This window comes from Kitasatospora sp. NPDC051853 (assembly GCF_044452665.1).
In the GTDB taxonomy this organism is placed as follows: domain Bacteria; phylum Actinomycetota; class Actinomycetes; order Streptomycetales; family Streptomycetaceae; genus Kitasatospora.
Window position 1 is genome coordinate 383837 of the sequence record NZ_JBITBY010000002.1, and the last position, 20729, is coordinate 404565.

Here is a 20729-nt window from a genome sequence, read left to right on the forward strand (position 1 = left end):
GGATGGTTCTCCTGACGCGGGGTCACGGACCGGCCGATCCGCACGGTCCGGATCAGTGGTCGGCCCGGGCCCGCCCGGAGTTCCCGCCGGACCCGGGGCGCCAGGTGCGCAGGCGCAGGCTGTTGGCGACCACCAGCACCGAGCTGGCGGACATCGCGAGGGCGGCCACCATCGGGTTGAGCAGGCCCAGGGCGGCGAGCGGCAGCAGCACCGCGTTGTAGCCGAAGGCCCAGAGCAGGTTGGCCCGGATCGTGGTGCGGGTGCGGCGGGCCAGTCGGACGGCGGTCACCAGGGTCTCGATGTCGCCGCGGACCAGGGTCAGCCCGGCGGCTCCGACCGCCGCGTCCGTACCGGAGGCCAGTGCGATGCCCAGGTCGGCGGTGGCCAGCGCGGCGGCGTCGTTGACGCCGTCGCCGACCATCGCCACCGTCCGGCCGGCGGAGCGGAGCTGCCCGACGACCTCGGCCTTGCCGGCCGGGGTGGCGGCGGCGTGCACGGTGCGGATGCCCAGCTCCTCGGCCACCGCACGGGCCGGCCCCGGCCGGTCGCCGGTCAGCAGGACCACCTCCAGCCCCAGCCGGCGCAGCCGGTGCACCGCCCGCCAGCTGCCCGCCCGGAGGGTGTCCCCGACCGTGAGCACCGCCACCGGGCTCCCGTCCAGCTCGACCAGCACCGAGGTGCGGCCCTCGGCATCGGCCGCGGCCAGGGCCGCCGGCAGCACGGGTGCGTCGACTCCCGGCCCGGGCCTGCCCAGTCGGACCGCGCGCCCCTCCACGGTGCCCCGCACGCCGAGTCCGGCGGTGGCGGAGAAGCCGTCCACCGGCGGGAGTTCGCCGCAGCGCTGCCGGGCCGCCTCCGCCACGGCCCGGGCCACCGGGTGTTCGGACCGGTGCCCGAGCGCCCCGGCCAGCCGGAGCACGCGCTCCGGGTCCACGCCCTCCGCCGCCGAGATCCCGGTCAGGGTCATCCGGCCGGTGGTCAGGGTGCCGGTCTTGTCCAGGACCACGGTGTCCACCCGGCGCAGGCTCTCCAGCGCCTCGGGCCCGCGTACCAGGACGCCCAGTTCGGCCCCGCGCCCGGTGGCGGCCAGCAGCGCCGTCGGGATGGCCAGGCCGAGGGCGCACGGGCAGGCCACCACCAGCACCGAGACGGCGGCGGTGACCGCGGCCCGCGGGTCGGCCCCGGCGCCGAGCCAGAAGCCGAGCACGCCGACGGCGATGCCCAGCACGACCGGCACGAACACCTCGGCCACCGCGTCCGCCACCCGCTGGGCCTTCGCCTTGCCGGTCTGCGCCTCGGCCACCAGGGCGGCGATCCGGGCCAGTTGGGTGTCCGCCCCGACGGCGGTGGCCCGGACCACCAACACCCCGCCGACGTTCAGCGCCGCCCCGGGCACCTGGTCGCCGGGGCCGACCTCGACCGGGACGCTCTCACCGGTCAGCACACTCAGGTCGAGCGCCGAACCGCCCTCGACCACCACCCCGTCGGTGGCCACCCGTTCGCCCGGCCGGACCACGAACTCCTGCCCGGGGAGCAGCAGTTCGACCGGAACGGTGCGCTCGCCGCCCCCCTCGCGCAGGCAGACCTCCCGGGTGCCCAGCACCGCCAGGGCCCGCAGCGCGGCGCCGCCGCGGCGCCGGGCACTCCCCTCCAGCAGCCGCCCGGCCAGCACGAACAGCGGTACGCCGACGGCGGCTTCGAGGTAGACGTGGGCGGCACCGGCGCCTCCGGCGGTCAGCGAGAACGGCATCCGCATCGCGGGATCGCCCGCCCCGCCCCACAGCAGCGCGTACGCGGACCAGCCGAAGGAGGCGACCACGCCCAGGCTGACCAGGGTGTCCATGGTGGCGGTGGCGTGCCGCAGCCCCTGCCAGGCCCTCCGGTGGAATCCGGCCGAGCTCCAGGTGACCACCGGCAGGGCGAGCGCGGAGCAGAGCCACTGCCAGGCCGGGAACTGCCAGGAGGGCACCATCGACAGCAGCAGGACGGGCAGCGCGAAGGCCGCCGTGACGGCGAGCCGGATCCGTTCGCTCCGGCTCTCCCGCCCGTCGGCCGACGGATCGCCGGCCGGACGGTCGGGCTCCACCACGGAGGCGGTGTACCCGCCGGCCTCGACGGCGGCGACCAGCTCGGCCGCGGGCAGGCCGGCAGGGTGGCCGACCCGGGCCCGGCCGGTGGCGAGGTTGACGGCGGCGGTCACGCCCGGCAGGCGGGCCAGGCGCTTCTCCACCCGCCCGACGCAGGCCCCGCAGGTCATCCCGCCCACGAGCAGGTCGGTGACCGCCTCGGGCCCGGCGGGCGGAGCCGGCGGACCGTCAGCCGGAGGACCGCCCGACGGAACGACGGGCGGAGCCGACGGAGCGTCGGACGAGAGGCTGCCCGGAGGAACCGCGCTCACCTGGCCGCCCCCGCCCCGTGGCCGGTCATGCCCTCCGTACCCGGCATGTGGTCCATTCCTTCCATGCCGGGCATCCCGTCCATGCCGTCCATCCCGCCGTCCGCCGGTCCGGGGCCGCCGCCGGCGGGGCGGAGTCCCGGGGCGAGCGGGCCCGCCGCGTGGCCGCCGGCGAAGGCCCCCGCGAAGACCAGGGCGAGCAGCAGGGCGAAGCCCAGCAGGAGGGACAGGGGCCGGGCACCGGGCCCGACTGCGGTGGTGGCGTCGTTCTCTGCGTTCACACCTGAGCAGTCGGGGCCGGGCCCGGCCGGGTTCCCGCGCCGCCGGGCCCGTTCACCGGAACGGGGCAGCGGGCGGCCCGGACCGGTCGTCAGATCCGGCCGCTGTACTCGAAGCCCGCCGTCTCGACGGCCGCCCGGACCGCCGCCTCGTCGAGCTCGGCCGCCGAGGCGACGGTGACCCGCTCGGCCTTGGCCTCGGCGGTGACGTCGGCGACGCCCGGGAGGGCGGCGAGGGCGGCGCTGACGGTCCGTTCGCAGTGGCCGCAGCTCATGCCCCCGACGGCGAGGACGGTGGTGACGGCGGCAGCGGTGGTGGACATGGCGGTGGCCTCCAGGGAGATCGGGTCCGGTCGGTGAACCGGTCCGGTGGTCGTCAACGACAACGCACGTGCGGGGACGGGGACACCGGGACACGCCGTCCGGTGCCCCCATCGTGTGGTTCCGGGAACCGCTCAGGCCGCACAGCCGACGAGGCCGGCGGAGGGAACGGCACCCCGGCCGTGCAGCGCCGTGGGGGCCGGCACCACGGCCGGGGCCGCAGCCGGGACCACCGCAGGCACCACCGCCGGGGCCGCCGCCCCGGACTGCCGCTCCGCCTCCGCGAGTTGGCGGATCAGCGCGGCCCGGGCCCGGTTCACCCGGGAGCGGACGGTGCCGATCGGGCAGCCGGTCAGCCGGGCCGCCTCCTCGTACGGGAGGCCGCGCACGGCGGTGAGCACGAAGGCCTCCCGCCGCTCGGCCGGGAGCGCGGCGAGCAGTTCGGAGAGCGCCACGCCCTCCTCGAAGCCGGGCAGGTCGCAGGACTGGGCCCGTTCGGCGGCGCCCTGCCAGTCGTCGGTGTCCAGCAGCCGGGGGCGGGCGGCGGCGAAGCGGAAGCGGTCGACCACCGTCCGGCGGGCGATCGAGAGCAGCCAGGTGCGGGCCGAGGAGCGGGCCTCGAAGCGGGGCAGGCTGCGCAGCGCCCGCAGGAAGGTCTCCTGGGTGAGGTCGTCGGCGGCCTGGGGCTCGCCGCTCAGGTGGGCGACGTACCGCCAGACGTCCATCCGGGTCGCCCGGACGAACCGTTCGACGGCCGCCGGATCGCCCTCCCGGGCGGCCAGCGCCCAGGCGGTGACGGTGGGGTCGTCGGGGCCGGTACGACGGATGGCGGGGCGGCGGGCGGCGGGGCCGCGGGCAGCGCGTCCCGCCGGGGCGGGAGCAGGCAGGGCAGGGTTCAACGCCGTGGGTCTTTCTCGGAGTCGGGAGCGGCGCGGACGGCCGCAGGACCGGCCCGGGGCACACGGGAGCGCAGGCGCGGGAGCGCACGGGCGCGCGGCAGCGGCGCCACGGCCCGTACGGGCGCGGCGTCGGCCGGGGCGTCCCCGGGGTGACGGGCCGTCAGAGGACGGCGGTCCCGAGCGGCGGGCCCCGAGAGGTGATCGCGTGGACGAGCAGCAGCCGCCGCAGGCGCGGCGCCGGGTCCGGGCGGCGGCGCGGGCGGAGCGGCGGAACGGGGGCGGCGGCCCGGAGCAGGAGCAGCACCGGCGCGAACAGCCAGGCCGCGACCGTCCGGCCGAGACGGAACACCGCCCGTTCGCCCGCCGCCAGCCAGAGGCCGAGCAGCAGGGCGGCCACCAGGTGGGCGGCGAGCATGCCGAGGCCCCCGCCGCCCATCGGGGCGGACGGGCCGCCCGCCATCGCGGCGTGCAGGTGCCCGCCCGCGTGGGCGTGCGCGTGGGCGCCGGCCGTCGCGGCCGGGACCACCAGGGCGGCGACCGCGTCGGCCGGCGGGCCGAGGGAGGCCAGGTCCAGCCCGGCGTCCGCGACCAGCCGGGCCGCCTCACCGGGCGGGAGCGGGTGGCCGTTGCAGAGCAGCAGCCGCACCCACTGGGCGGCCGTCCCGTCGGCCCCGGCGGCCGCGTTCCCTCCGGAGGCGGCCTGGCCGAGCGAGAAGAGCGCGTGCAGTGCGGCCTGCACGCCCACGGTCAGCCCGGTGACCAGCAGCGGCCCGCGTTCCCGACGGGCCGTCAGCCAGCCGAGCGCCCCGACCGCCCCGAAGGCGGCCGCGAGCACCCGTCCGGGCACGGTGTCCCCGGACATCAGCACGTGCCCGGCCGCGCCGAGCAGCACGCAGGCGGCGGCGAACACCGCGGCCCGCCCCGCTCTCCCGACCCGACCCGACTCGATGACCGACTCCATGACCGACTCATCGTCGCACCCTGCGCACCCTCCGGTGAGCCGCCTCCCGCCCGTACCGGCCTTCCGGCCACCCGTTCGGGCGGGGTGACCGGGGTCACCCCGGGGTGCCGGGAACCGGACGGCCGCCCCGGCCGACTGCTGAGCGGGCGTCAGTCCCGCACCGCCCCGGCCGCCGTGCCCCGCACCGGCGCCGACCTGCGCGGACGTGCTCCGCCCCGGGTGGCGGCCGGGCCCGGGCCCGGCCGGGTGTGAGAAGGAGCACGGTGGTGGTCCGTGCCCCCGCCGGCCGTCCCGGACCGTGGTCGGTAGGGGCCCCGTTAGGGGTTGGCGATCACCGGGGCCGTTCCTAGTGTGCTTCTCGGACCACCTCTTCGAACCAACACTTCGAACGCACCGCCGCGTGCCGTCCGCGGTCCCCCTCAAGCGAACTGACGCACCGTCACCGGACTTCAGCCTGCCCGGAAACAGCCCGGCAGCCCCGTCTCGTCGAAAGGCGTACCACCGTGGAACGGACATCGGTCGGGATCCTGGCCACCGGCTCCTACCTCCCCAAGGACGAGGTCTCCAACGAGGAGGTGGCGGAGCGCGTCGGTGCCACCGCCGAGTGGATCGAACGGAAGACCCAGATCAGGTCACGCCGGTACGCGGCCCCGAGCGAGGCGACCTCGGACCTGGCCGCCCTGGCCGGCGCCGACGCGCTCGCCCGGGCCGGACTGCCGCCCGAGCGGGTCGACTACCTGATCGTCGCGACCTCCACCGGCGACTCCCCGCAGCCGCCCACCGCCCACCTGGTGCAGGACCTGCTCGGGGCGTACAACGCGGTCTGCTTCGACATCAACGTGGTCTGCAGCGGCTTCGTCTACGCGCTGGCGCTGGCCGAGAGCCTGCTGGCCCGGCGCCCCGGCACCCGCGCCCTGGTGGTGGCGGCCGACGTCTACTCGCGGATCCTGGACTTCACCGACCGCCGCACCGCCGTGCTGTTCGCGGACGGCGCCGGGGCCGCAGTGCTGGGCGAGGTGCCCGCGCCGGGCGGGATCGTGGACTTCGAGCTGGCCAGCCGGGGCGACGCGCACGGGCTGATCCGGGTCGCGGCCGGCGGCAGCCGGCGGCCGGCCTCGGCCGAGACGGTCGCGGGCGGCGAGCACTGGTTCCGGATGGACGGGCGCGGGGTGCGTGACTTCGTGCTGGAGAACGTGCCGCCCGCGCTGGCCTCGCTGGCCGCCCGGACCGGCCACCCGCTCGCCGAGGTCGACCACTTCGTGCCGCACCAGGCCAACGGCGTGATGCTGGACCAGCTGGCCGAGACGGCCGGGCTGACCGGGGCGCGGACCCACAAGACGCTGGTCGAGTACGGGAACATGGGCAGCGCCTCGGTGCCGGTGGCGCTGGCCGCGGCCGACCGGGCCGGGCAGCTCCGCGAGGGCGACCTGGTGCTGCTGGCCGGGTTCGGCGGTGGCATGGCGATCGGCTGCTGCCTGCTCCGCTGGGCGGTGCGCGGATGAACCTGCGCCTGCTGTCCGTGCACGCGCATCCGGACGACGAGTCCAGCAAGGGTGCTGCCACCCTGGCCCGGTACGCGGCCGAGGGCGTCGAGGTGCTGGTCGTCACCTGCACCGGCGGCGAGCGCGGGGACATCCAGAACCCGGCGGCCGACCGACCGGGGGTACGGGAGAACCTCGGCGCGGTCCGGCGGGCCGAACTGGCCCGGGCCTGCGAGATCCTGGGCGTGCGGCACCACCTGCTCGGCCACCTGGACTCCGGCCTGCCGGCCGGACACCCGCTGCCCCCGCTGCCCGAGGGCTGCTTCGCCGACCGCCCGCTGGACCAGACGGCCGGTGAACTCGTCCGGGTGGTACGGGAGTTCCGCCCGCACGTGATGCTCACCTACGACCCGAACGGCGGCTACCCGCACCCGGACCACATCGCCTGCCACCGGATCTCGGCGGCTGCCTTCGAGGCCGCCGGGGACGGGGCCCGCTACCCCGGCGCCGGGCGGCCCTGGCAGCCGGCCAAGCTCTACTACCACGTGGGCGGCTCGCACCCCGAGCGGATCAGCGCCCTGCGGGCCGAACTCCTGGGCCGTGGAACCGACTTCTCCTGCCCCGAGCTGTCCGCCAAGCTCGCGCTGCTCTGGCAGCACGACGCCACCACGCTGCTGCCGATCACCACCCGGGTGCCGTGCGGCGAGTGGTTCGAGACCCGGTTCCGGGCCCTGCGGGCGCACGAGACGCAGATCGACCCCGAGGGCTTCTGGTTCGTCCACCCGCCGGAGCTGCTCCGGGCCGCCTGGCCCACCGAGGACTACCACCTGGCCCGTTCGACCGTCCCGGTCGAGCTGCCGGAGGACTGCCTGTTCGCCGGCGTCACCGTCGAGACCGGCCCGGCCTCCCGCACCGAGGGGGCCGACCGCACCACCGCCGGCCGCACCACTGCCGACCGCACCCACTCCGACACCACCGCGACCGCACTGACCGAGGGGCTGGCCGATGTTCTGCACTGATGACGAGGCGACCGGCGACGTGATCGCGGTCGTCGGGATGGCCTGCCGCCTGCCCCAGGCGCCCGACCCGGCGGCCTACTGGCAGCTGCTGAGCACCGCCACCGACGCCGTCACCGACGGCCCGGCGGACGGCCGCACCGGCCTCGGCCGGGGCGCCTTCCTGGACGGGATCGGGCAGTTCGACCCGGACTTCTTCGGCATCTCGCCGCGCGAGGCGGCCGCGATGGACCCGCAGCAGCGGCTGGTGCTGGAGCTGGCCTGGGAGGCCCTGGAGGACGCCGGCATCCTGCCCGGCGCGCTGACCGGCAGCCGGGCCGGAGTCTTCGTCGGCTCGCTCGGCAGCGACTACACCACCCTGACCCTGGGCGCCGGGCCCGCGGCCGTCGGCCCGCACACCCTGACCGGCCTGCACCGCAGCGTCATCGCCAACCGGGTCTCCTACGCGCTGGGCCTGCACGGGCCGAGCCTCACCGTGGACACCGGCCAGTCCTCCTCGCTGGTCGCCGTCCACCTGGCCTGCGAGAGCCTGCGCAGCGGCGAGTCCTCGGTCGCGCTGGCCGGTGGCGTCAACCTGCACACCGCGCCGCAGAACCTCACGGTGGCCGAGCGGTTCGGCGGGCTCTCCCCGGACGGGCGGTGCTTCACCTTCGACGAGCGGGCCAACGGCTACGTCCGCGGCGAGGGAGCCGGGCTGCTGGTGCTCAAGCGGCTGGCGGACGCGCTGGCCGACGGCGACCCGGTGTACTGCGTGATCCGCGGCAGCGCGGTGAACAACGACGGCGCGGGGGCCGGGCTGACCGTGCCGAGCGCCTCCGCGCAGGCCGAGGTGATCCGGCTGGCGCACCGTCAGGCCGGCACCGACCCGGCCGAGGTGGAGTACGTCGAGCTGCACGGCACCGGCACCCCGGTCGGCGACCCGGTCGAGGCGGCCGCACTGGGCAGCGCGGTCGGCTCCGTCCGCCCGGCGGGTGCGCCGCTGCTGGTCGGCTCGGTGAAGACCAACATCGGCCACCTGGAGGGCGCGGCCGGGATCGCCGGGCTGCTCAAGGCCGTGCTCAGCGTGCACCACCGCGCGCTGCCGGCCAGCCTGCACTTCCACCGGGCCAATCCGGGCATCCCGCTGGAGCAGCTCAACCTGCGGGTCAACACCGAGCTGCGCCCGCTGGGCGAGGACGGCGCACCGGTGCTGGCGGGCGTCTCGTCCTTCGGCGTCGGCGGCACCAACTGCCATGTGGTGATCGAGAGTTGGGAAACGTCTCCGGAGCAGGCCGCGGTGACCGGTGCGGACGGCACCGACGGCACGGACGAGCCGGCGCTGCTGACCGGCTGCCTCGCGCCCTGGCTGCTCTCCGCCCGGACGGAGGAGGCGCTGCGCGAGCAGGCCGCCCGGCTGCTGGCCTGGGCCCGGCGCGAGCCGGAGCTCGACCCGGACCGGGTCGCCCGCTCGCTGGCCACCGAGCGCACCGCCTTCGAGTGCCGTGCGGTGGTGCTGGGCGAGAGCACCGAGGAGCTGCTGGACGCGCTGGCGGCGCTGGCCGAGGGCCGTCCGCATGCCCGGCTGGTCGAGGGCCGGGTGGGTGAAGTCCCCACGGACGGTGTGGTGTTCGTGTTCCCGGGTCAGGGCTCCCAGTGGACCGGCATGGCCCTCGAACTCCTCGACACCTCACCCCGCTTCGCCACCCGCATGCGCGAATGCGACCACGCCATCGCCCAACACACCGGCTTCTCCATCCTCGAAGCCCTCCACGACACCACCGGCACCCACGACCTCCAACGCATCGACACCCTCCAACCCGTCCTCCTCGCCATCATGATCAGCCTCGCCGACCTCTGGCAGGCCCTCGGCATCACCCCCGACGCCGTCACCGGACACTCCCAAGGCGAAATCGCCGCCGCCCACACCGCCGGCGCCCTCACCCTCCACGACGCCGCCCTCATCACCACCACCCGCAGCCGCCTCTTCCACCACCACCTCACCAACACCGCCGTCGCCACCGTCAACCTCACCCCCCAACAAGCCCAACCCCACCTCCAACACCACCCCACCCTCACCATCAGCGGCCACAACAGCCCCCACCACATCACCATCGCCGGCGACACCCCCACCCTCACCACCCTCACCACCACCCTCACCAACCAAGGCATCCACGCCAAACTCATCCCCTCCACCGTCGCCAGCCACAGCCCCCACGTCCAACCCCTCCACCACCAACTCACCACCCAACTCACCCCCATCACCCCCCAACCCACCCACACCCCCTTCCACTCCACCGTCACCACCACCCCCCTCGACGGAACCCAACTCACCCCCCACTACTGGTTCCAAAACGCCCGCCAACCCGTCAACCTCCACCAAACCATCCACAACCTCACCACCACCGGCCACCACACCTACCTCGAAATCAGCCCCCACCCCATCCTCACCAACCACATCCACGACACCACCCACACCCTCAACACCCCCACCCACACCCTCGGCACCCTCCACCGCAACGACGGCACCCCCACCCGCCTGCTCACCAACGCCGCCCACCTCTGGACCCACGGCCACACCATCAACTGGCCCCACACCCACACCCCCACCACCCACACCAACCTCCCCACCTACCCCTTCCAACGCCACCACTACTGGATCGACGGCGGCCCGCAGGCTCCCGAGGCACAGACCCCCGAGGCGGCGAGCCCGAGCCCGGTCGCGGCTCCGGCCGCACCGTCGAAGCAGTCGAAGCCGAAGCGGTCGCCGCTGCGCGAGCGGCTGGCCGGCACCGGCGCCGCCGAGGCCGAGCGGCTGCTGCTGGACCTGGTCCGCGACCACGTCGCCGCGGTCTCCGGCCGCTCCTCGGTGAACGCCCAGCAGACCGGGCAGCCCTTCAAGCACCTGGGCTTCGACTCGGTGATGACGGTCGAGCTGCGCAACCGGCTGGCCAAGGCCACCGGCCTGGAGCTGCCGAACAGCGCGATGTTCGACCACCCGTCACCGGCCGCGCTGGCCAGCTACCTGCTGACCGAACTGCTGGGCGGCTCCAGCGGTTCGGCCCGCGCGGTGACCGCCAACCGCCCCGAGGCGGCGTTCCACGACGAGCCGATCGCGATCGTCTCGATGGCCTGCCGCTACCCGGGCGGGGTGCGTTCGCCGGAGGACCTCTGGCGGCTGGTGGCCGACGGTGTGGACGCGATCGCCGGCTTCCCCACCGACCGCGGCTGGCGGCTGGACGAGCTGTACGACCCGGAGCTCTCCCGCACCGGCACCACGTACGTCCGCGAGGGCGGATTCCTGTACGACGCGGCCGAGTTCGACCCGGCCTTCTTCGGCATCTCGCCGCGCGAGGCGCTCGCCATGGAACCGCAGCAGCGCCTGCTGCTGGAGACCTCCTGGGAGTCGCTGGAGCGGGCCGGTCTCGACCCGGCCGCGCTGCGCGGCAGCCGCACCGGCGTCTTCGTCGGCGCCATGGCGCTGGACTACGGCCCCCGGCTGCACGAGGGCACCGCCGAGGTCGAGGGCTACGCGCTGACCGGCACCACCACCAGCGTGATCTCCGGCCGGCTCGCGTACACCTACGGCCTGCAGGGCCCGGCCGTCACGGTGGACACCGCCTGCTCCTCCTCGCTGGTCGCGATCCACCTGGCCTGCCAGTCGCTGCGGACCGGCGAGTCCTCGCTGGCGCTGGCCGGCGGCGCGACCGTGATGCCGACCCCCGGCCTGTTCGTCGAGCTCAGCCGGCAGCGGGCGCTCTCCCCGGACGGGCGGTGCAAGGCGTTCTCCGCCGAGGCCGACGGCACCGGCTGGGGCGAGGGCGTCGGCATGCTGGTGCTGGAGCGGCTCTCCGACGCGCGCCGCAACGGGCACCCGGTGCTGGCCGTGCTGCGCGGCAGCGCGATCAACCAGGACGGTGCCTCCAACGGCCTGACCGCGCCGAACGGGCTGGCCCAACAGCGGGTGATCCGGGACGCGTTGGCCAACGCCGGCCTGGCCCCCGCGGACGTGGACGCGGTCGAGGCGCACGGCACCGGCACCCGGCTGGGCGACCCGATCGAGGCGCACGCCCTGCTCGCCACCTACGGCCAGGACCGTACCGAGCCGCTGCTGCTCGGCTCGCTCAAGTCCAACATCGGCCACGCCCAGGCGGCGGCCGGCGTGGGCGGCGTGATCAAGATGGTGATGGCGCTGCGGCACGGCGTGCTGCCCCGCAGCCTCCACCTGGACCGGCCGACGCCGCAGGTGGACTGGGAGTCCGGCGCGGTCACGCTGCTGACCGAGCAGGTGCCGTGGCCGGAGACCGGCCGGGCCCGCCGGGCCGCGGTCTCCTCGTTCGGGATCAGCGGGACCAACGCGCACGCGATCCTGGAACAGGCGCTGGAGCCGGGCGAGCAGCCGGCCGTCGCCCAGGAGGGCGGCCAGGGCGAGGAGTTGCTCACCGATCCGGTCCTGCCGCTGCTGCTCTCGGCCGTCGGCGAGCCGGCCCTGCGGGCCCGCGCGGCCCAGCTGCTGGAGCTGGCCGAGGCCGATCCGGAGCTCGAACCGGCGGCGCTGGCAGGCGCGTTGGTCCGGCAGGCGGCCCACTCGCACCGGGCCGCGGTGTTCGCCGCCGACCGCGCCGAGCTGCTGGCCGGTCTGCGCGACCTGGCCGAGGGCGTGCCGAACGCCTCGGTGGTCACCGGCGAGGTCGGTGACACCGGTGGTGTGGTGTTCGTGTTCCCGGGTCAGGGCTCCCAGTGGACCGGCATGGCCCTCGAACTCCTCGACACCTCACCCCGCTTCGCCACCCGCATGCGCGAATGCGACCACGCCATCGCCCAACACACCGGCTTCTCCATCCTCGAAGCCCTCCACGACACCACCGGCACCCACGACCTCCAACGCATCGACACCCTCCAACCCGTCCTCCTCGCCATCATGATCAGCCTCGCCGACCTCTGGCAGGCCCTCGGCATCACCCCCGACGCCGTCACCGGACACTCCCAAGGCGAAATCGCCGCCGCCCACACCGCCGGCGCCCTCACCCTCCACGACGCCGCCCTCATCACCACCACCCGCAGCCGCCTCTTCCACCACCACCTCACCAACACCGCCGTCGCCACCGTCAACCTCACCCCCCAACAAGCCCAACCCCACCTCCAACACCACCCCACCCTCACCATCAGCGGCCACAACAGCCCCCACCACATCACCATCGCCGGCGACACCCCCACCCTCACCACCCTCACCACCACCCTCACCAACCAAGGCATCCACGCCAAACTCATCCCCTCCACCGTCGCCAGCCACAGCCCCCACGTCCAACCCCTCCACCACCAACTCACCACCCAACTCACCCCCATCACCCCCCAACCCACCCACACCCCCTTCCACTCCACCGTCACCACCACCCCCCTCGACGGAACCCAACTCACCCCCCACTACTGGTTCCAAAACGCCCGCCAACCCGTCAACCTCCACCAAACCATCCACAACCTCACCACCACCGGCCACCACACCTACCTCGAAATCAGCCCCCACCCCATCCTCACCAACCACATCCACGACACCACCCACACCCTCAACACCCCCACCCACACCCTCGGCACCCTCCACCGCAACGACGGCACCCCCACCCGCCTGCTCACCAACGCCGCCCACCTCTGGACCCACGGCCACACCATCAACTGGCCCCACACCCACACCCCCACCACCCACACCAACCTCCCCACCTACCCCTTCCAACGCCACCACTACTGGCTGACCACCGAGACCACCACCGACGTCACCGCGGCCGGCCTGACCGACCCGGGCCACCCGCTGCTCGGCGCGGCGGTCGAACTCGCCGACGGCGACGGCCTGGTGATGACCGGACAGCTCTCCCGGCACGCGCACCCCTGGCTGGCCGACCACGCGGTGCACGGCACCGCCCTGCTGCCCGGCACCGCCTTCGCCGAGCTGGCGCTCGCCGCCGCGGAGGCCGCCGACTGCGGCACGCTCGACGAACTCACCCTGCACGTCCCGCTGTTCCTGCCCGAGCAGGGCTCCGTCCAGCTCCAGACCGCGCTCACCGGCCCGGACGCCGAGGGCCGCCGCACCGTCACGGTGCACGCCCGCCCGCACGGCGGGGCCGGCTGGACCTGCCACGCCGGCGGCACCGTCTCCCCCTCGGTGGGCAGCGGCGAGGACGCGGCGCTGGTCGGCGCCTGGCCGCCCGCCCAGGCCGAGCCGGTCGACCTCACCGACGCCTACCGGCGGCTGGCCGCCCTCGGCTACGAGTACGGCCCCGCGTTCCAGGGCCTGACCGCGCTCTGGCGCCGGGGTGACGACCTGTACGCCGAGGTGGCGCTGCCGGAGTCCGAGCACGCCGCGGCCACCGCCGGGTACGGCATCCACCCGGCCCTGCTGGACGCCGCGCTGCACCCGGCCGCCCTGCTGCCGCTGCTGGACGGCGACCAGGCGGGCGAGCTGCCGGGCGAGCTGCGGCTGCCGTTCAGCTGGAGCGGCCTGCGGCTGCACGCCACCGGGGCGACCGCCCTGCGGGTGCACCTGGCGGTGGAGGGCCCGGACCGGATCGCCCTGACCGCCGCCGACCCGAGCGGCGCACCGGTCGCCGACGCCGACGGGCTCGTCCTGCGCCCCGCCCCGGCTCCGGCCGCCACCGCGGCCGCCGGCGCCCTGTACCGGCTCGACTGGACGGCGGCGCCGGAGCCCGACGCCACTGCCACCGAGGCTGCCACCGGGGCGAGTTGGGCCCTGCTGACCGGCCACGGACCGGCCGGGGTGGCCCCGGCCGCCCGCGCCGTCACCACCCTGGCGGAGCTCGCCGAGGCGCCGACCGCCGTGCTGCTCCCCTGGTGGACGCCCGAGCCGTGCGCCGATCCGGCGGCGGAGACCCACCGCGCCGCGGCCGAGCTGCTCGCGATCCTCCAGGAGTGGCTGGCCGAGGAGCGGTTCGCCGACAGCCGGCTGGTGCTGCTCACCCGCGGCGCCGTCGCCACCGAGGCCGGGGAGGACGTCCGGGACCTGCCGGGCGCCGCGCTCTGGGGCCTGGTGCGCTCCGCGCAGTCCGAGCAGCCGGGCCGTTTCCTGCTGCTCGACCTGGACGGGGAGCAGGACGGCGAGCCGCTGCTGCCCGCCGCGCTCGCCCTAGACGAGCCGCAACTCGCGGTCCGCGGCGGCCGGTTGCTGACCGCCCGGCTGGCCGTCGCACCCACCGCCGGGGCCGCCGCCGAGGACGGGGGACGGCTCGTCGTCCCGGCCGGCGACGGCCACTGGCGGCTGGAGGTGGCCGAGCCGGGCCGTCCCGACGGCCTGGCCCTGGCCGAACACCCCGAGCAGGGACGCGAGTTGGCCCCGCACGAAGTCCGGGTCGCGGTGCGCGCCGTCGGCCTGAACTTCCGGGACGTGCTGATCGCCCTGGACATGTACCCGGAGCCGGCCCTGCTCGGCACCGAGGGCGCCGGGACGGTACTGGAGACCGGCAGTGCGGTGACCGGCCTGGTGGTCGGGGACCGGGTGACCGGCCTCTTCCCGGGCGGCATCGGCGCGGTGGCGGTCACCGACCACCGGCTGCTGGTCCGGATGCCCCGGTCCTGGAGCTTCGCCCAGGCGGCGGGGGTGCCGGTGGTCTTCCTGACGGCCCATCACGCGCTGTCCGAGCTGGGCGACCTGAAGGCCGGCGAGCGGCTGCTGCTGCACTCCGCCACCGGCGGGGTCGGCCTGGCCGCGCTCCAGCTGGCCCGGCACCGCGGCGCGGAGGTGTTCGCCACCGCGAGCCCCGCGAAGTGGGACGTCCTGCGCGCACTCGGCCTGGAGGAGGACCACCTGGCCTCCTCCCGCGACCTCGGCTTCGAGGAGTCCTTCCGGGCCGCCACCGGCGGCCGGGGCGTGGACGTGGTGCTCAACTCGCTGGCCCGGGAGTTCACCGACGCCTCGCTGCGGCTGCTCGGCCCCGGCGGACGGTTCCTGGAGATGGGCAAGACCGACCCGCGCGACCGCGAGCAGCTCGCCACCGCCCACCCGGGCGTCGACTACCGGGCGTTCGACCTGCTGCGGCTCCCGCCGGAGCACGTCCAGCGGATGCTGGCCGAGCTGATGGCGCTGTTCGAGCAGTGCGTGCTGCAGCCGCTGCCGCTGACCGGCTGGGACGTCCGGCGGGCGCCGGAGGCCTTCCGGTACCTGAGCCAGGCCCGGCACGTCGGCAAGGTGGTGCTCACCCTGCCCGCACCGCCCGATCCGGCGGGCACCGTGCTGGTCACCGGCGGCACCGGCACCCTGGGCGGGCTGCTGGCCCGGCACCTGGTCACCCGGCACGGCGTGCGGCACCTGCTGCTCACCAGCCGGCGCGGTGAACTGGCGCCCGGTGCGGAGGAGTTGCGGACCGAGCTGACCGAGCTGGGCGCCACCGTGACGATCGCCGCCGCCGACCTGGCGGAGCCCGCCGAGGTGGCCGCGCTGCTGGCCGCCGTGCCGGCCGGGCACCCGCTCACCTCGGTGGTGCACGCGGCCGGCCTGCTGGCCGACGCCACCGTGCCCAACCTGACGGCGGAGCAGCTGCACGCCGCGCTGCGGCCGAAGGCCGATGCCGCCTGGGAGCTGCACCGGCAGACCGCGGACCTGGGCCTGAGCTCCTTCGTGCTGTTCTCCTCGGTGGCCGGCACCCTGGGCAACGCCGGGCAGGCCAACTACGCGGCGGCCAACGCCTTCCTGGACGCGCTGGCCCAGCACCGGACCGGCCTCGGCCTGCCCGCGCACAGCCTGGCCTGGGGCTACTGGGAGCAGTCCAGCGGGATGTCCGCCCACCTGACCGACGCCGACCGGGCCCGGCTGGCCCGCTCCGGCTCCACCCCGCTGGGCACCGAGCAGGCGCTCGCGCTGTTCGACGCCGCGCTGGCCGGTGACCGGGCGGTGCTGCTGCCGACCAGGATCGACCTGCCCGCGCTGCGCTCCGGCCCGGTGCCGCCGCTGCTGCGCGGCCTGGCCGGCCCGGCCCCGGCCCGGCGCACCCGCCGCGCGGTGGCGGCCGCGACGGCCGCGACGGCGGCAGGCGGCTCCGAACTGACCGTCCGGCTGCGCGGCCTGACGGAGGCGGAGCAGCACCGGCTGCTGCTCGATCTGGTCCTGGCCAACGCCGCCGTGGTGCTCGGCCACCGGGCCGAGGGCGCGATCGGCAGCGGCCAGACCTTCAAGCTGCTCGGCTTCGACTCGCTGACCTCGGTGGAGCTGCGCAACCGGCTCGGCGCGGCGACGGGGCTGCGGCTCCCGGCCACCCTGCTGTTCGACGCCCCGACCCCGAACGCGGTGGCGAAGGCCCTGCGCGCACTGCTGCTGCCGGACGACGCGGCCGCCCCGGCGCCCGAGCCGGAGCCCGCACCGCGGCGCACCGGTGAGCCGGTCCGGGAGCCGATCGCGGTGGTCGGCATCGGCTGCCGCTTCCCGCAGGCGGACGACCCGGAGGCGTTCTGGCGGCTGCTGCTCGACGGCACCGACGCCGTCGGCCCCGTCCCGGCGGACCGCTGGGACCAGGCGGCCTTCGCCGCCGCGCACCCCGAGGTGGTGACCGAGCGGATGCCGGTCGAGGCCGGCTTCCTGCGCGGGCCGGTGGACGGCTTCGACCCGCTGTTCTTCGGCATCTCGCCGCGCGAGGCGCAGGAGATGGACCCGCAGCAGCGGCTCTTCCTCGAAGTCGCCTGGGAGGCGCTGGAGGACGCCGGGATGGCCAACGAGCAGCTGGCCGGCAGCCGGACCGGCGTCTTCGCCAGCGCGATCTGGCACGACTACGCCGAGCTGGCCGCGGCCGACGTGGACGGGCTGTCGCCGCACTCGGCGACCGGACGGGCGCTCAACATGGTGGCCAACCGGCTCTCCTACGTGCTGGGCCTGCGCGGGCCGAGCTACGTGGTGGACAGCGCCTGCTCCTCCTCGCTGCTGGCGGTGCACCTGGCCTGCCAGAGCCTGTGGTCCGGCGAGTCCGACACCGCCGTCGCGGGCGGGGTCAACCTGCTGCTCAACCCGGCCAACATGGTCTCGATCACCCAGTTCGGCGGGCTCTCCCCGGACGGCCGCTGCAAGGCCTTCGACGCGAGCGCCGACGGCTTCGGCCGGGGCGAGGGCTGCGGGGTGGTGGTGCTCAAGCCGCTCTCCCGGGCGCTGGCCGACGGGGACGAGATCTGGTGCACCATCCTCGGCTCGGCGGCCAACAACGACGGCCCGAGCAACGGCCTGACGGCGCCCAGCAGCGCCGCCCAGGAGGCGGTGCTCCGGGACGCCTGCCGCAACGCCGCGGTGGGGCCGGAGGAGATCGGCTACGTGGAGACCCACGGCACCGGCACCATGCTGGGCGACCCGATCGAGGCGAGCGCGCTGGGCGCGGCGCTGACCAGGGGCCGGGACGGTGCGGACCCGCTGCCGATCGGCTCGGTGAAGACCAACCTCGGCCACCTGGAGGCGGCCGCCGGGATCGCCGGGTTCATCAAGACCGCGCTGGTGCTGAAGAACCGTCACATCCCGCGCAGTCTGCACTTCGAGACGCCCAATCCGCACATCGCCTTCGACGAGCTGCGCCTGCGGGTGGCGGACGAGCCGGCCGACTGGCCGCAGGACCGTCCGCTGCTGGCGGGGGTGAGCGCCTTCGGGTGGGGCGGCACCAACGTGCACGCCGTACTGGAGGGCTGGCAGGCCGGGGACCGGCCGGAGCAGGAGACCCAGGTGACCGAGGAACACGAGCAACTCCCGGTGGGCAGCGAGCTGTTCACGCTCTCCGCGCGCACCCCGGAGGCGCTCCGCGAGCTGGCGGGCCGGACGGCCCCGGTGCTCGCCTTCACCGGGGCGACCGCGGCCGAGGTGTGCGCCGCGGCGGCCCGCCGCTCGGCCCAGCCGCACCGGCTGGCCGTGGTGGCCGGGAGCACCGGTGAGCTGGCCGCGGCGCTGGCCGCGCACGCCGACGGCGGGTCGGCCGCCGGGCTGACGGTGGCCGAGCGGGCCGCCGACACCCCGCCGAAGGTGGCCTTCGTGTTCCCCGGCCAGGGCTCGCAGTGGATCGGCATGGGCCGCGAACTGCTGCGCACCGAGCCGGTGTTCCGCGAGTCGGTGGCGGCCTTCGACCGGGCGGCCGGGCAGTTCACCGACTGGTCGGTGCTGGCCGAGCTGGGCGCGGACGAGGAGAGCTCGCAGCTGGCCCGGATCGACGTGGTGCAGCCGGTGCTGCTGGCGGTGGAGATCGCGCTGGCCGCGCTCTGGCGGTCCTGGGGCGTCGAGCCGGACGCGGTGGTCGGCCACAGCATGGGCGAGATCGCGGCGGCCTGCGTGGCCGGGGCCATCTCACTGGAGGAGGCGGCCCGGATCGTCTGCCTGCGCAGCCGGCTGATGCTCCGGCTCAGCGGCCAGGGCGCCATGCTGGCGGCCGAGTTGACCATGGACGAGGCGCGCGAGCTGATCGCCGGCCAGGAGGACCTGGTCTCGATCGGGGTGAACAACAGCCCCCGCTCGACGGTGCTCTCCGGTGACGTGGCCGCGCTGGAGCGGATCGCCGCCGGGCTGGAGGCGGACGAGGTGTTCTGCCGCTGGGTGAAGGTGGACGTCGCCTCGCACAGCCCGCAGATGGAGCCGCTGCGCGAGGAGCTGCTGGCCGCGCTCGCCGGAGTGACGCCCCGCCGGGGCACCGTGCCGGTCTACTCGACCGTCACCGGCGAGGTGGTGGACGGCACCGGGATGACGGCCGGGTACTGGGTGGAGAACCTGCGCCGCCCGGTGCTGTTCTCGGACCGGATCGAGCGGCTGCTCGGGGACGGCTTCCGGGCCTTCATGGAGATGAGCCCGCACCCGATCCTGCTGCCGGCCGTCGAGCAGGTGGCCGCGCACTCCGGCGCCACCGCCGCGGTGCTGCCCTCGCTGCGCCGCCGGGAGGACGAGCGGAGCAGCCTGCTGGGCTCGCTCGGCCGGCTGTACACCCTGGGCCTGCCGGTGGCCGGCAGCCCGGCCCTGCCGGCCGGCGGGCGCCGGGTGAAGCTGCCCGGGTACGCCTGGCAGCGGGAGCGGTTCTGGCACCGCGCCCCGGCGGCACAGCGCCCGGCCGGCACCGGGCACCCGCTGCTCGGTGAGCGGCTGGACTCCGCGCTCCAGCCCGATGTGCACTACTGGCAGCGGGACTTCGACCTGACCACCGTCGCGGTGCAGGACCACCGGATCGGCGGCGCGGCGCTGGCCCCCGGCGCGGCGTACGCGGAGATGGCGCTGGCGGCCGCCGCCGAGCTGCACCCGCAGACCCGTTACGCCGCCTGCGAGTTGGTCTTCCACCGGCCGCTGGTGGTGCCGGACAGCGGCACCCGCCGGGTGCAGACGGTGCTCACCGAGCTGGGCGCGGAGGCCACCGTGCAGGTCTTCGCCCAGCAGTCCGGCGAGATGGTGAAGGTCGCCGAGGCGACCCTGACCCCGCAGGCCGAGCGGCCGGCGCCGGAGGCCGAGGCCCCGGACCTGGTGGCGGCCCGGCTCGGCGAGGAGCTGGACGGCCCGGAGTTCTACCGGCTGCTGGCCGCCCGGGGCGTCGCCTACGGGCCCGCCTACCAGGGCGTCACCCGGATCCGGCGCGGGCCGGGCGAGGCGCTGGCCGAGCTGCGGGTGCCGGAGCCGGTACGGGCCCGGGCGGCCGGGTACCAGGTGCACCCGGCGGTGCTGGACGCCGCGCTCCAGGTGGCGGTCGCCCCGGTGCTCGGCCCCGGCTGGGGCGAGCAGGAGCGGCACGGCTTCCTGAGCGAGGGCATCGGCCGGATCCGCTGCCACCGCCGCCCGGGCGCCGAGCTGCGGGTGCACGCGGTGCTGCGCACCGGCGGGCCCGGCGAGCCGGTGGCGGAGGCCGACGTACTGGTCACCGACCCGGACGGGGCCGTGGTGCTGGAGGTGGCCGCGCTCCGGATGGTCCGTCAGGAGGCCCGCCCGGCGGCCGCGGTGGCGGCGCCCGCCGCCGCGCCGGAGCGGGTGGCCGCCGCCGCACCGGACGTCCGGGAGCTGCTGCTCGCGGCCGCGCCCGGGGCGGAGCGCCGGACCGCGCTGGAGACGGTGCTGCGGGAGACCGTCGCCCAGGTGGTGAAGCTCTCCCCCGAGCGGATCGACCCGGACCTGCCGCTGCGCGGGCTCGGCATCGACTCCGTGATGTCGCTGGAGCTGCGCAACCGGCTGGAGGCCGGGCTGCGGGTGCGGCTCTCCGCGACGCTGATCTGGAACTACCCGACCATCCGCGAGATGGCCCCGTTCCTGGCCGGGAAGATCGGGCTCCCGCTGGACGAGGCGGTACCCGCCCCCGCCGCCCCTGCCCCCGCTCCCGTCCCCGCCGCCCCGGCCGCCGGGCCGGCCGCCGAACGCACCGAAGACCTGATCGACCGTGAACTCGCCGAATTGACCCAGTGGTTGGAGAACATCTGA

The 20729-nt window shown here is 75.8% G+C and carries 8 protein-coding genes; 3 read left to right on the plus strand and 5 right to left on the minus strand.

Annotated features, from left to right (window positions below):
• Positions 1-52 precede the first annotated feature (52 nt).
• The 5 genes from ACIA8O_RS06495 to ACIA8O_RS06515 all read right to left on the minus strand — a co-directional run bounded on the left by ACIA8O_RS06495 (position 53) and on the right by ACIA8O_RS06515 (position 4854).
• Entirely contained in the window at positions 53-2257 is a 2205-nt protein-coding gene (locus ACIA8O_RS06495; protein WP_396292944.1) for a heavy metal translocating P-type ATPase, read from the minus strand.
• Between the two features lie 137 nt (positions 2258-2394).
• Entirely contained in the window at positions 2395-2676 is a 282-nt protein-coding gene (locus tag ACIA8O_RS06500; protein ID WP_396292423.1) for a hypothetical protein, read from the minus strand.
• A gap of 89 nt (positions 2677-2765) precedes the next feature.
• Positions 2766-2996: a heavy-metal-associated domain-containing protein gene (locus ACIA8O_RS06505; protein ID WP_396292424.1), complete on the minus strand. Its 231-nt coding sequence runs from the start codon at positions 2994-2996 to the stop codon at positions 2766-2768.
• Positions 2997-3128: 132 nt separating this feature from the next.
• Entirely contained in the window at positions 3129-3893 is a 765-nt protein-coding gene (locus tag ACIA8O_RS06510; protein WP_396292425.1) for a sigma-70 family RNA polymerase sigma factor, read from the minus strand.
• A 160-nt stretch (positions 3894-4053) separates the two neighbouring features.
• On the minus strand, positions 4054-4854 hold the full coding sequence (locus ACIA8O_RS06515; RefSeq protein ID WP_396292426.1) for a hypothetical protein: 801 nt from the start codon (positions 4852-4854) through the stop codon (positions 4054-4056).
• Positions 4855-5357: 503 nt separating this feature from the next.
• On the opposite strand from ACIA8O_RS06515, the gene ACIA8O_RS06520 reads away from it, so the two are divergent.
• From ACIA8O_RS06520 to ACIA8O_RS06530, 3 genes are read left to right on the plus strand one after another with little or no spacing between them, the layout of a single operon-like run.
• Positions 5358-6356, plus strand: a complete 999-nt coding sequence (locus ACIA8O_RS06520) for a 3-oxoacyl-ACP synthase III family protein (protein ID WP_396292427.1) — start codon at positions 5358-5360, stop codon at positions 6354-6356.
• On the plus strand, positions 6353-7354 hold the full coding sequence (gene mca / locus ACIA8O_RS06525; RefSeq protein ID WP_396292428.1) for a mycothiol conjugate amidase Mca: 1002 nt from the start codon (positions 6353-6355) through the stop codon (positions 7352-7354). The genes ACIA8O_RS06520 and mca overlap by 4 nt, the downstream gene beginning before the upstream one ends.
• Complete coding sequence (locus ACIA8O_RS06530; RefSeq protein ID WP_396292429.1) at positions 7341-20729, plus strand: SDR family NAD(P)-dependent oxidoreductase; 13389 nt, start codon at positions 7341-7343, stop codon at positions 20727-20729. Before mca ends, ACIA8O_RS06530 begins: the two co-directional genes overlap by 14 nt.

What these genes read in the sequence shown, in the direction of transcription:
- ACIA8O_RS06495 (WP_396292944.1), bottom strand. Translation starts at nt 2,257, where the DNA reads ATGACCTGCGGGGCCTGCGTCGGGCGGGTGGAGAAGCGCCTGGCCCGC.
- ACIA8O_RS06505 (WP_396292424.1), bottom strand. Translation starts at nt 2,996, where the DNA reads ATGTCCACCACCGCTGCCGCCGTCACCACCGTCCTCGCCGTCGGGGGC.
- ACIA8O_RS06515 (WP_396292426.1), bottom strand. Translation starts at nt 4,854, where the DNA reads ATGGAGTCGGTCATCGAGTCGGGTCGGGTCGGGAGAGCGGGGCGGGCC.
- mca (WP_396292428.1), top strand. Translation starts at nt 6,353, where the DNA reads ATGAACCTGCGCCTGCTGTCCGTGCACGCGCATCCGGACGACGAGTCC.
- ACIA8O_RS06530 (WP_396292429.1), top strand. Translation starts at nt 7,341, where the DNA reads ATGTTCTGCACTGATGACGAGGCGACCGGCGACGTGATCGCGGTCGTC.